Source organism: Ruminococcus sp. 8Y-12, from assembly GCF_058119865.1.
This window is the reverse complement of sequence record NZ_CM176623.1, coordinates 470,272-481,826: the sequence shown is the minus strand read 5'-3', so window position 1 is coordinate 481,826 and position 11,555 is coordinate 470,272. Positions and strand designations below refer to the sequence as shown.

Annotated in this window: 13 protein-coding genes; 12 read left to right on the top strand and 1 reads right to left on the bottom strand. The window is 46.3% G+C overall.

Features of this window, described 5'->3' with window-relative positions; genetic code table 11:
- Positions 1 to 3 precede the first annotated feature (3 nt).
- From AC0THY_RS01885 to AC0THY_RS01875, 3 genes are all read left to right on the top strand, one after another.
- On the top strand, positions 4 to 450 hold the full coding sequence (locus AC0THY_RS01885; RefSeq protein ID WP_489992780.1) for a hypothetical protein: 447 nt from the start codon (positions 4 to 6) through the stop codon (positions 448 to 450).
- A gap of 230 nt (positions 451 to 680) precedes the next feature.
- Positions 681 to 1,226, top strand: a complete 546-nt coding sequence (locus AC0THY_RS01880; protein WP_489992779.1) for a sigma-70 family RNA polymerase sigma factor — start codon at positions 681 to 683, stop codon at positions 1,224 to 1,226.
- Position 1,227: 1 nt separating this feature from the next.
- On the top strand, positions 1,228 to 2,421 hold the full coding sequence (locus AC0THY_RS01875) for a hypothetical protein (RefSeq protein WP_489992778.1): 1,194 nt from the start codon (positions 1,228 to 1,230) through the stop codon (positions 2,419 to 2,421).
- Between the two features lie 76 nt (positions 2,422 to 2,497).
- Here AC0THY_RS01875 and hcp read toward each other — a convergent pair whose 3' ends face one another.
- Positions 2,498 to 4,144, bottom strand: coding sequence for a hydroxylamine reductase (gene hcp / locus AC0THY_RS01870; protein WP_489992777.1), 1,647 nt, complete (start codon positions 4,142 to 4,144; stop codon positions 2,498 to 2,500).
- A 156-nt stretch (positions 4,145 to 4,300) separates the two neighbouring features.
- Here hcp and AC0THY_RS01865 point away from each other — a divergent pair, with 156 nt between their 5' ends.
- The 9 genes from AC0THY_RS01865 (at position 4,301) to AC0THY_RS01825 (ending at position 11,506) form a co-directional block, all read left to right on the top strand.
- Positions 4,301 to 4,978: a Crp/Fnr family transcriptional regulator gene (locus AC0THY_RS01865; RefSeq protein WP_489992776.1), complete on the top strand. Its 678-nt coding sequence runs from the start codon at positions 4,301 to 4,303 to the stop codon at positions 4,976 to 4,978.
- A gap of 54 nt (positions 4,979 to 5,032) precedes the next feature.
- Positions 5,033 to 5,464 (top strand): hypothetical protein, encoded by a 432-nt coding sequence (locus tag AC0THY_RS01860; protein ID WP_489992775.1) that lies wholly within the window; start codon positions 5,033 to 5,035, stop codon positions 5,462 to 5,464.
- Between the two features lie 131 nt (positions 5,465 to 5,595).
- On the top strand, positions 5,596 to 6,900 hold the full coding sequence (locus AC0THY_RS01855) for a TrkH family potassium uptake protein (protein ID WP_489992774.1): 1,305 nt from the start codon (positions 5,596 to 5,598) through the stop codon (positions 6,898 to 6,900).
- Positions 6,901 to 6,921: 21 nt separating this feature from the next.
- Positions 6,922 to 7,287 carry an NAD-binding protein gene (locus AC0THY_RS01850; protein ID WP_489992773.1) on the top strand — a complete coding sequence of 122 codons (366 nt, stop codon included), beginning with the start codon at positions 6,922 to 6,924 and terminating at the stop codon, positions 7,285 to 7,287.
- 25 nt (positions 7,288 to 7,312) lie between these two features.
- Complete coding sequence (locus AC0THY_RS01845; RefSeq protein WP_489992772.1) at positions 7,313 to 8,365, top strand: inorganic phosphate transporter; 1,053 nt, start codon at positions 7,313 to 7,315, stop codon at positions 8,363 to 8,365.
- 28 nt (positions 8,366 to 8,393) lie between these two features.
- Positions 8,394 to 9,017 carry a DUF47 domain-containing protein gene (locus AC0THY_RS01840; protein WP_489992771.1) on the top strand — a complete coding sequence of 208 codons (624 nt, stop codon included), beginning with the start codon at positions 8,394 to 8,396 and terminating at the stop codon, positions 9,015 to 9,017.
- Positions 9,018 to 9,377: 360 nt separating this feature from the next.
- Positions 9,378 to 10,352 carry a DnaJ C-terminal domain-containing protein gene (locus tag AC0THY_RS01835; protein WP_489992770.1) on the top strand — a complete coding sequence of 325 codons (975 nt, stop codon included), beginning with the start codon at positions 9,378 to 9,380 and terminating at the stop codon, positions 10,350 to 10,352.
- A 100-nt stretch (positions 10,353 to 10,452) separates the two neighbouring features.
- Positions 10,453 to 10,914, top strand: a complete 462-nt coding sequence (locus tag AC0THY_RS01830) for a hypothetical protein (protein ID WP_489992769.1) — start codon at positions 10,453 to 10,455, stop codon at positions 10,912 to 10,914.
- A 175-nt stretch (positions 10,915 to 11,089) separates the two neighbouring features.
- Positions 11,090 to 11,506, top strand: a complete 417-nt coding sequence (locus AC0THY_RS01825) for an Hsp20/alpha crystallin family protein (RefSeq protein WP_489992768.1) — start codon at positions 11,090 to 11,092, stop codon at positions 11,504 to 11,506.
- The last annotated feature ends 49 nt before the right edge of the window (positions 11,507 to 11,555 follow it).

Here is an 11,555-nt window from a genome sequence, read left to right as displayed (position 1 = left end):
AGGATGAGAAAAACCACGTTGGAGAATCTGAAGAAAAGAGGGGCTCTCTGTCCCGCGCGGGTGGAAGACGGGTTTGCACAATATAAGAACATGATTTTGGATGGTCATGGGCAGCAGCTCAGGGTGTTTTTGGAGGAGCAGGTTCAGGAAAATGGATGGCAGGACTCCTGGGTGGACTTTTACTATGGTACACTCTCGGAGACTGAGAGAGAGAAGGCCAGGAGTGTGCTGACAGAGGAGCAGAAGTCCTGGCTTGACGGTCAGGATATAGGAAAACAGGATCTATACTTTCAGATGGACGCGGCACTGTTTGAAATTACATACCGCCTTTCTATAACGGGGATGCTGTTTTCTACATACTATTTCACAAAAATACCATGTACCGTATGGTCCAGCTTTGATGGTAAAGCGGTTGTGTTCGGTCACACTCGAACATCGTTCACGAAATAAGTACCGGGGGAAAATGAGGATGGAAAAGTGAATCATGTGGATAAAACAGGGGAAGAAGTCTGTCAGTGTGGATTTCTTCCCTGTTTTCATGCCTGTGTATGCGCAAATAGGGGCGAATATACCCAATAGCGAAAAAGTTTGGCCTAAATGGTATCCCGCGGATAGAAATCTGTTGTGAATTGCGTATTCATTAGTGTATCACAAATGATGTCATGAAAAAGGAGCAGATCATGAAAATAACAGAGGAGAATTATGTAGATCAGCTGCAAAAGCACAATGAAAAAGCACTGCGCTATGTGATGGAATGCTACGGCGGCCTGCTGAGGGGTATCATACGAAAAAAGCTTCACGCATTTTTGGAACTCCAGGAAGAATGTCTGGACGATGTATTTCTGAATATCTGGAATCATGCGGACTGTTATGATCCGTCCAAAAGCAGTTTTAAAAACTGGGCAGCAGCCATTGCCGTGTACCGCGCCATTGATTATCAAAGAAAACAGATTCGAATGCTGGATACCGTTGCACTGGATGAGGCATCAGCAGGCGCCTGGGAGGAGCCTTTGACTGCGGAGAAGCAGGAGCTCTCAGAGGAAGTGGAGCTGCTTTTATCCAGTTTAAATCCAAAGGACCGGCAGCTATTTTATGACCTTTATGTGGAGGAATTGGATATAGAGGAAGTGAGCAGCAGGCACAAAATGTCAAAGGACAGAATTTACAACCATATCTCCCGCGGGAAAAAGAAGCTGCGCAGTAGGTTTCAGCAGGAAAGGAGTTAAAATGAACGAGAAGATTTATCGCTGCCTGAATGGGGCGCAGATCGATTTGGATGAGTTTGAGGAGATCCCTATGACAGGAGCACAGAGGAAGCGGATAGAAAAGCTTGCGAAACAGTCCGCGAACCGCAGACGGAAGGTATGGGGGAGAGCGGGACTGGCGGCGGCAGCCGCACTGGCAGTTATACTCTGTTGGGAACCGGTACGCACCCAGGTGGTGGCCGCTGTAAAGAGCATTGGAATGTCTCTGGCTCAGTTCTGGGGGGTGAGCGATAGGCTTGATGAGTATGAGGATGTGGTAAATGAGACAAATCAGCTGGGTGGGCTTCAGGTCACACTCAAGTCGGTTCTGATGGATGAAAAATACCTTTATGTATCCACAGCCTTAGAGGGCAGCCAGGAGGAGATGGATAAGCTTTGCGAAAGTATGAGCATAGAGAAGGGGGCAGCCCGAAGCGGAACTATATTTGCGGAAAAGGTGGGAGACCAGGAGCAGGACCGGGAACCGCAGTCAGCCGTGCAGGCAAATCCGGATGTCTTTGATATCCGCACAGATATGAACGGTCAGGTGCTGAAGCTAAAAGGCAATGAGATCGAGGTTTCCGAGCAGTCCTTTATGCAGATTGTGTGGTGCTATGAACGTGGAGATGCAGAAGACATAGAAGAATCACAGGTAGAGATACAGACAGTCTGCAGTTGGCAGGGGGAGACCTGTCAATATAAATTTTCTGCTGACAGCCGGAAATTGTCCAATGATACGCTAAAATTACCTCTGAATCAGAAAATTACATTTGAATCTGAAGAAGTGGAATTCTTATATTATACCAGCAGCGCCATGGGTGAAAGGATTGATTTCCTATACGAAGGAGAAGAACTTGAGGAAAATCTGTTTGATCTTTACCTGTACGGAAAGGATCAAAATGGAAACATGGTGTGGTTTGACGTGGAGTCCGGTGAGGGAAATGCCGTCCAGATGGGAAGAGAGAATGGTGATAAGGAGGGGGAGGTGCTGACAGGGATTGTGACACTAAAGCTTATCATGTTCAATGCCGATGGCATCGACAGTTACACCAGGGACGCAGACGGAGGATTTTATAGCTACGAGATCGATGAGGAAACTTTGGAGGAGAAGGAGAAAGTGTCTCTGAATGATCGGGTGACAGAGCTTGGGACCATAACATTCGATACCGGTAGGTAAATAGTACGTACGTCACGCTCCGGACACCTCTTGTGCCCTGCGTGACGTGCGCCGCTACATTTCCCCATAAAATCGTTTAGATTGCGTTTCCCCCAAAAAACAGTTCCATGTCCTCCTCCACTGAGCGGATACCTGCGATGCCGAAGCGCTCTACAAGGACGTTTGCCACATTAGGCGAGAGGAAGGCGGGGAGGGTTGGGCCAAGGTGTATATTTTTTACACCCAGGTATAGCAGAGCAAGAAGAACAATGACAGCTTTCTGCTCATACCAGGCAATGTTATAGACAATGGGAAGTTCATTGATATCCTCTAGTCCGAACACTTCCTTTAGCCTTAAGGCAATTATAGCCAGGGAGTAGGAGTCGTTGCACTGCCCCGCATCCAGTACCCGCGGTATTCCGTTAATATCACCTAAATCAAGCTTATTATACTTATACTTTGCACAACCGGCGGTGAGGATGACGGCATCTTTGGGGAGTGCCCTGGCAAAGTCCGTGTAATAATCTCTGGATTTTGCGCGTCCGTCGCAGCCTGCCATGACCACAAACTTTTTGATTGCCCCAGACTGAACTGCAGCTACAATCTCATTTGCTAAAGAGAGAACCTGATTGTGTGCAAAGCCGCCAACAATTTCACCCTGCTCAAGCTCCACAGGAGGCGTACAGCGTTTTGCATGTTCGATGATCCCTGTAAAATCCTTTTCTTCCCCGATTTCTCCTAGTATATGCCGGCATCCGGGATATCCCGCCGCTCCGGTGGTATACAACCTGTCCTTATAGCTGTCCCTGGGAGGGACAATACAGTTGGTTGTCATAAGGATCGGACCGTTGAAGCTTTCAAACTCTTCTGTCTGTTTCCACCATGCATTTCCATAGTTGCCCACAAAATTCGAATATTTTTTAAATGCAGGATAGTAATGGGCAGGCAGCATTTCAGAGTGTGTGTATACATCTACGCCTGCCCCCTCAGCTTGTCTGAGGAGCATTTCCAGATCATGCAGATCATGGCCGGAAACGAGTATGCCCGGGCGCGTGCCTGTACCGATATTTACTTTTGTGATTTCAGGGCTGCCGTAGGCCTCGGTATTGGCACGGTCCAGAAGAGCCATCCCGTTGACACCGTACTTTCCGGTCTCCAGCGTGAGGGCTATCAGATCATCTGCGGACAGGGAATCAACCAGTGTGGCAGCCAGTGCGCGCTGCAGAAAGGCATCCATTTCTGGGTCCTCCATAAGCAGGGCATTGGCGTGTTTGGAGTATGCGGCCAGCCCCTTCAGCCCATAGGTGATCAGTTCACGCAGGCTGCGAATGTCCTCATCCTCTGTGGAAAGTACGCCCACCTCCTTTGCCTTTACCAAAAACGCATCTTCCCCGGCATTCCAGAGGGCAGCTTTTGGCAGAAGCTCTTTCTTCTGTACCAGCTTAAGCAGCTCCTGCTTTTTATCCAGCGTTTCCAGAATGCGAGCGACAATAGCCTTTTTGTCAAAGTTTGCATTGGTAATGGTGGTAAATAAATTGGTGCTTATGAGATGATTCACTTCGCGGGATACACTCGTACCCTCTGTGGCCAATTGGGTGGTTACCGCACAAATCCCTTTTGTAACGTATACCAGAAGATCCTGCATGGCCGCCACATCCGGTTTTTTTCCACATACCCCTGATTGTGTGCATCCGGTACATCCAGCAGTTTCCTGACATTGATAACAAAACATCTTATTCTCCATATCGTTATTCTCCTTTTTAAAAGGACATATCTAAAGTATTTGCAATCACGGCTATCATCCTCCTTGCTCATACCTGTCTGTCCTTGACTTTACGTGCTAAGTATAATATATTGATTGGAAAAGATATGTTGTTAAAACAACAAAAAGGAGATGGAAATGGATTTTCTCAGTCTGTCGAAAACGGCCCTTTTCAAGGGAACATCAGCACAGGAAGTGGAGCGTATGCTGGAGTGCCTTGGAGCCAGGAAGAGTCATTTTGAAAAAGAAGAAATGATTTACCACATCGGTGACACGGCTGCGGCCGTGGGAATCGTGCTTGACGGAAGCGTGCTTATTGAAAACGACGATATCTGGGGCAACCGCAGCGTTTTAGACAGGGTGGAGCCCGGGCAGGTCTTTGCGGAGACTTACGCCTGCCTGCCCGGAGAAAAGCTGATGGTGAATGTGATTGCTGCAGAACCCACAGATGTACTTTTTATAAATGTAGGAAAGATGCTTCAGGTATGCTCCAATTCCTGTTCCCATCATAACAAGCTGGTTCGGAATTTACTATCCATATCTGCACAGAAGAATTTAAATTTGTCACGCAGGATTCTCCATACGTCTTCCAAGCTGATACGGGGCAGGCTTTTGTCCTATCTGTCCTATCAGGCTATGAAGAATGAGAGCCAGGAATTTACTATTCCTTTCAACCGTCAGCAACTGGCAGATTACCTCAGCGTGGACCGCTCTGCCATGTCAAATGAGCTGGGCAAAATGCAGAGAGAGAGGCTGATCAGGGTGGACAAAAATCGCTTTTATCTGGGAGACAGGCAGAGTTCCGATTTGTCTTGACATTTCATATCTTTGGTGTTAATTTATATATAATTTTCCGTGGAGGGCAGAAGAATGAGAGGAAAGCATAAGGCTATTTACGCTGTTTTGTGTATTATTCTAATCAGTACATTTCTGCCCTTTTGGCTGCCCTTAGAAAGGGCAGCGGATACAGAACGAATTCATCGGGTATATGAAGAATCCTCTCAACAGGGAGATGTGATTCATATGGAAAGTGATCATATCAATGCGGCAGACTTCATACAGCCAGAGCAGAAAAACACGGCTGTGAGGATGCGGCAGTTAAAAGAACGAACGCTTAAGAACCTGGTGCTAATTTTAACGGTTTTATCAATATCAAGTTTCTCTTTGTGGATATCTCTAAAGAGGGCATTTTTTGCATACCTTCAATCATATCTATATCCTATGGCACGCTTCTTGTGCGATATAATCACCAGACAGAAAAAAGATGGAAAAAAGAGGTGTAGGCACTTTTGCAACTGTTAACCAGTATTCGCTGACCGGCCTGTTGGTCTCTTTTTGCGTACCCTTCTATTGATGCAATACCTGGGGGACCTATTTTGGATAAGTGGAAGTGCCATAGGCAGCGTGCGCGTTAAAAAGGTAAGGTGCATAAAATGAGATGTATTCTCAATTTTTTCAAGCGTCAGCCTCCGGGCCGCTTGATAACCATGGGGTTTGCAGCAGTGATTCTTCTGGGGACACTGCTTCTTTTAATGCCCGTCTCCGTAAGGGAGGGGGCAAATGTTTCGTTTATTGATGGGTTGTTTACGTCCACCAGTGCGGTCTGCGTCACTGGCCTTATTGCCATTGACACAGCGGAGCACTTCACTGCCTTTGGGCAGGGAGTGGTTGCAGCGCTGATACAGATCGGCGGCTTAGGGGTAACCTCTGTGGGGGTTGGACTTATGATTGCTGCCGGCAAGCGTGTGAGCATTAAAGGCAGGCTTTTAGTAAAAGAGGCTCTGAACATAGACAGCTATAAGGGGATTGTACGGTTAGTTAAATCCGTTTTGCTGATGACGCTGTGCTTTGAGGCCGGGGGAGCATTGCTCAGCTTTCTGGTTTTCAGCCAGGATTATCCGCCGGTACATGCTCTGGGTATCAGTATATTCCACTCTATTGCAGCGTTTAACAATTCCGGATTTGATATCCTGGGGGGAATGCACAACCTGATTCCGTATCAGAACAATCTCCTTTTAAACCTGACTACCTGTACCTTGATATTCTTTGGGGGACTTGGTTTTCTCGTAATCCTGGATATGCTGAAGCAAAGGCGTTTTCGAAAACTTTCCCTGCATTCCAAAGTGGTGTTGATCACCAGCGCCGTTTTGCTCATCGCGGGAACCATTCTGCTCAAGGCCACGGAAAATATTTCGTGGCTGGGCGCTTTTTTTCAAAGTGTGTCTGCCAGAACAGCCGGATTTTCCACCTATTCCATAGGAGCCTTTACCAATGCGGGGCTGTTTGTTCTGTGTATACTAATGTTTATCGGCGCCTCTCCGGGCTCAACCGGAGGAGGCATAAAGACGAGTACCTTCTTTGTGCTGATTCAAGCCACAAGGAGTATGTATACGAAAAAGACAGCCAACGCGTTTCACCGGAGCATATCAAAGCAAAATATATCAAAGGCGTGTATGCTTACAATCCTTTCCGGTGCTGTAGTATGCCTGGCAACTTTTTTTATGTGTGTTTTCCAACCGGAATGCAGCTTTATACAGCTGTTTTTTGAGGTGGTTTCCGCTTTTGGAACGGTAGGCCTGTCAACCGGCATCACTCCGGAACTGAGTATTGCGGGCAAAATGGTGATTATTCTAGTTATGTTTATTGGAAGACTGGGGGCAGTTACGCTCCTTTCCATATGGATCAATCATCCGGAACCCAATACACGCTATTCAGAAGAGACTATTACAATTGGTTAAAACATAGAAAGGAATTTAAATATGAGAAAAAAATCGTCATCTGCCTCCTATGGGGTAATCGGGTTGGGCCGTTTTGGCACAGCGCTTGCTGTCACACTGGCCAAGTCCGGCAGAGAGGTTATTGTCGTGGACCGGGATGAGGGAAAGATAAAGGAGATGCGCCAGTATACGGATTATGCTTTTGTATCTGAGAATCTGAGCATCGAGACACTGAGAGAGGTTGGCATCCAAAACTGTGATGTGGTAATTGTATGCATTGGAGAAAAGGTAGATGTGAGCATACTGACTACCATTGAAGTTAAGCCTGATTACCGCTTTAAAGGGTCAGATATCATTGTGGTAATCGGGAAAGCCGATAATATCGATGAATTTGAAAATGCCATCTGATTCAGGCTGAAAGGGATACCTATCTATGGATGTTTCGTTCTTCTATTTCTGGAGAGAAATAACGTGTAATCCGATATTAGCGATTACGATCGTGCTCACGCTGGGGGTTATTTTTGTCAATGGATGGACCGATGCGCCCAACGCCATTGCGACCTGTGTGACTACCCGATGCCTCGAAGTCCGAACTGCTATTTGGATGGGCGCTGCATGCAACTTTCTGGGAGTGTTTGTCATGACTCAGATTAACAATTCTGTTGCATCTACCATCAGCAATATGGTTGAGTTCGGAAACAACACCCAGGATGCCCTGATTGCACTGTGTGCTGCTCTGGTATCGATCGTAGTGTATAGTGTGGCGGCATCCTGGTTTGGCATTCCAACAAGTGAAAGCCACAGTCTGATTGCAGGTCTGTCCGGAGCAGCCATTGCAATCAACCAGGGAATCGGCGGGATAAATGGAAGCGAGTGGGTGAAGGTGCTGTATGGCCTGGCGCTCAGCCTGTTTCTGGGATTTATTAACGGCTGGGTAATCAGTAAAATCATTACGAGTCTGTGTCATGGCCTGGAGCTGCGCAAAACAGACCGCTTTTTTGCAGGAGCCCAGATTGCGGGTGCGGCTGCCATGAGCTTTATGCACGGGGCTCAGGACGGACAAAAATTTATCGGCGTGCTGTTTCTGGGAATGGCACTCTCCAATGGACAGAGTTCTGTGGCAGGTATGGAGATACCGGTATGGATGATGCTGCTGTGCAGCGTGGTCATGGCGCTGGGAACCAGTGTGGGAGGAGAAAAAATTATCAAATCAGTGGGGATGGATATGGTAAAGCTGGAGCGTTATCAGGGATTTGCGGCTGATCTGGCTGGAGCAGCCTGCCTGTTGTACTCCAGCCTGCTGGGTATACCTGTCTCCACTACACATACAAAGACAAGCGCGATTATGGGGGTGGGGGCAGTGAAACGTCTCTCTTCCATTAATTTCAGCGTTGTAAAGGACATGATGCTGACATGGGTCTTTACTTTTCCAGGCTGCGGACTGATCAGCTTTGTGACAGCAAAGCTGTTTATGTATATTTTTTAAGAGAAATCGCTAAGGGAGGGGAGGCAGCATGTCCAATAGGCAGGATTCTTATTATTTCGAAAATTTAACCGCCTGTGGGGAAATTTCCCGCAGGACAGCCCTTATGCTCAGAGATCACCTGGCAAATTTTAAGGCAGGTAAAGCGTCTGCTGTCATGGAAGAAATTCATAAAATGAAGCGGGCGGCGGATGAAAAAAGACTTCAGATGGTGGAGAAGCTGGCAAAAGCCTTCATAACCCCAATGGATAAGGAGGATATCCTGGTACTGAGCAGCCGGATCAATGAAGTGACAGATAGCGTCGAGAAAGTGTTTCTTCGTATGTATATGAATGATATACAGATCATACGCCCGGAGGCAGTCAGCATGCTAAAGATTGCTATCCGGTGCTGTGAAGAGATGTGTGAGCTTCTAAAGGAGCTGGCTGATTTCAAACATTCCAGGAAATGGAGGGAACGGATTTTACATATCAATGCCCTGGCAAAGGAGGAGAACCGGCTGCTTCTGGACAGTATGAGAGCTCTCCACTGTAATACTGTTGATGTGTTTCATACCATCGCCTGGCGGGAGATATATGATCACATTATGAGATGTACGGATGCCTGCAAAGAGGTGGCTGATGAGGTAGAGCGCGTTTTCATAAAGAATTTATAACCCTGCTCAGCGGCCTTTTCCAGCCAGTCAGGCACATGAGTTTTCAACAAAATAAGTGAGGCTTCTCCCGCCTCTATAGGTGGAGAGAAATCGGTATTCCCCACTGACATGAAATCAATCAAGCATCGAAAGATGTGGTCGTACTCTGTTAAATTACCGAGCGTGGATTGAAATGAATAAATAAATAAACAAAAAAATGAATGCGCCTCTCTTGACATCACTGATAATAGATGTTATATTACATATAGAACAAAACACAGGCATGCCTGGAGGACGTAAAAAACGAGAGGTCAATTGCTTGGCCTCTTATTTTTTACGAGACCCATGCGTTTTTATTATAAAAGAAGGAAGGTGAGGACAGTGAGTGCTAAGAGAGATTATTATGAAATCTTAGGTCTGGACCGGAATGCCGATGCCTCCGCAATCAAAAAGGCATACCGGAAGCTGGCAAAAAAATATCACCCTGACAGCAATACAGGAAATGCAAGGGCCCAAGAGCAGTTCAAAGAGGTCACAGAGGCCTATAATATTCTGAGAGATGAGGAAAAGAGGAAACAGTATGACCAGTTTGGCCACGCCGCTTTTGAGGAGGGGGCCGCAGAGGCGAATGGATACAGGGGATATCAGGGATTTCATTTCCAGGGAAATGGAGATATGGATGATTTATTCAGCGATTTTTTCGGAGATGCATTTCGCGGCACCGGTACCAGGGGGTATTATAGCGGGGGCTTTCAAAGACATGGATTTCAGAGAGAGGAATATGGGGGAAAAGGGTTTGAAGGCAGCAGATTTGGTGAAGACGCATTTTGCACAAAAGGATCAGACCTGCATGCAGATGTGGAGGTGAGTTTTGATGAGGCAGCATTGGGCGGTAATAAAATCATTCGTCTGCAGGACAGCGCAGGAAACATGCGCACTTATGAGGTGAATATTCCTGCGGGCATAGATACAGGAAAAACAATCCGACTAAAGGGAAAGGGTATGGCTGGCACTGGTGGCGGCCGGGCCGGGGATCTGCTTTTGAAAATTACAGTGAAAGAGAAACCTGGGTTTAAAAGGGAGGGAATGGATGTGTATACCACGGTTGCCATCCCATTTACAACCGCTGCCCTGGGCGGGGAGGTAAAGATCCGTACAATCTATGGGGAGGTACTCTGTACCATCAAAGCGGGAACCCAGCCCGGAACAAAGGTCCGTCTGAGAGGGAAGGGCATTGTCTCCATGAAGAATCCCTCCGTCCATGGAGACCAGTACGCGGTGGTGGAGATTCAGGTACCCCGCAGCCTCAGCGCTGAGGCCAGGGAGAAATTGAAAGAGTTTGAGCGGGTATTTTGAAAACATTGCAAAGAATATAAATATATTAGGGCAATTTTAGAAAGCTAACCTCAGGTTAGTACAGCTGGAAAATTGGATCTGACTAAGGAGGAATTAGAATATGCAAGATTTTTTAAAAGCACTGGTAAGCAAAAGTAAAAATATAGAACTGCCCGATGAGTACAATTATTTTGGAAAGCTTATTGGCAGCTGGCAAATCGACTATATTGACCGCAACGATTCTTTCGAAATAAAAGGAGAGTGGCATTTTTCATGGGTTCTTGAAGGAATGGCGATTCAGGATGTGATTATCTTGCCAGATTATGAATATGGTACTTCACTTCGCATTTACAATCCCAAAACGCACGCATGGGATGTTGCTTATGGTTACACAGGAAATATAATACGGCTTGAAGCAAGAAAACAAGACGGTATGATCGTACTGACGTACCTTGATGATGAAAGGAGAAAGTGGGTTTTTACCAAGATTGAGGAGAACCGTTTTCATTGGCAGAATGTAACCGTAAAAGAGGATGGATATTGGCATATCAATGCGGAGATGTTTGCGAAGCGTATTGTCTGAGTATAGTTCCTCTCTAGGAGGAAAAGTAATTGCAAACCATTTATTTTAGGGTTTGCAAAAAAAAATTAAAAATATTAGCACTCACCTCTTGACAGTGCTAACAATCTGTGCTATAAAATATATAACAAATAAAACAAGTAAACATTTAGATAAATTATTCAAGGAGGAATGAACTATGTTAAGAACTTTTGATTTATTTGATGAGATGTTTAGAGACCCGTTTTTCAGCCGCAGCTATGACAACAATGTTGCGCAGGTGATGAAGACAGATGTAAAAGAGGACGCAAACACTTACACGTTAGACATCGAGCTTCCGGGATACGCCAGGGAAGATATCCAGGCAGAGTTGAAGGAAGGCTACCTGACCATCTCCGCAAACAGGACAGACAACAAAGAAGAGAAGGATGAGAAGGGGCGTTACATCCGCAAGGAGCGCTATACAGGAACGTGCAAGCGAACTTTCTATGTGGGAGATCATTTGGAGCAGGAAGACATCAAGGCCGGATTTAAGGATGGAATTTTGAGACTGGTTGTTCCCAAAGAGACACAGAAGAAAATTGAAGATAAGCCGAAACTAATTGAGATTCAGTAAATGTTCAAATGGTTTTAGAGCTTGTCCGGGAGGTTCATAGAGAATCTCC

Coding starts and splice junctions, on each gene's coding strand:
- AC0THY_RS01885 (WP_489992780.1), top strand. CDS start 4: ATGAGAAAAACCACGTTGGAGAATCTGAAGAAAAGAGGGGCTCTCTGT.
- AC0THY_RS01880 (WP_489992779.1), top strand. CDS start 681: ATGAAAATAACAGAGGAGAATTATGTAGATCAGCTGCAAAAGCACAAT.
- AC0THY_RS01875 (WP_489992778.1), top strand. CDS start 1,228: ATGAACGAGAAGATTTATCGCTGCCTGAATGGGGCGCAGATCGATTTG.
- hcp (WP_489992777.1), bottom strand. CDS start 4,144: ATGGAGAATAAGATGTTTTGTTATCAATGTCAGGAAACTGCTGGATGT.
- AC0THY_RS01865 (WP_489992776.1), top strand. CDS start 4,301: ATGGATTTTCTCAGTCTGTCGAAAACGGCCCTTTTCAAGGGAACATCA.
- AC0THY_RS01860 (WP_489992775.1), top strand. CDS start 5,033: ATGAGAGGAAAGCATAAGGCTATTTACGCTGTTTTGTGTATTATTCTA.
- AC0THY_RS01855 (WP_489992774.1), top strand. CDS start 5,596: ATGAGATGTATTCTCAATTTTTTCAAGCGTCAGCCTCCGGGCCGCTTG.
- AC0THY_RS01850 (WP_489992773.1), top strand. CDS start 6,922: ATGAGAAAAAAATCGTCATCTGCCTCCTATGGGGTAATCGGGTTGGGC.
- AC0THY_RS01845 (WP_489992772.1), top strand. CDS start 7,313: ATGGATGTTTCGTTCTTCTATTTCTGGAGAGAAATAACGTGTAATCCG.
- AC0THY_RS01840 (WP_489992771.1), top strand. CDS start 8,394: ATGTCCAATAGGCAGGATTCTTATTATTTCGAAAATTTAACCGCCTGT.
- AC0THY_RS01830 (WP_489992769.1), top strand. CDS start 10,453: ATGCAAGATTTTTTAAAAGCACTGGTAAGCAAAAGTAAAAATATAGAA.
- AC0THY_RS01825 (WP_489992768.1), top strand. CDS start 11,090: ATGTTAAGAACTTTTGATTTATTTGATGAGATGTTTAGAGACCCGTTT.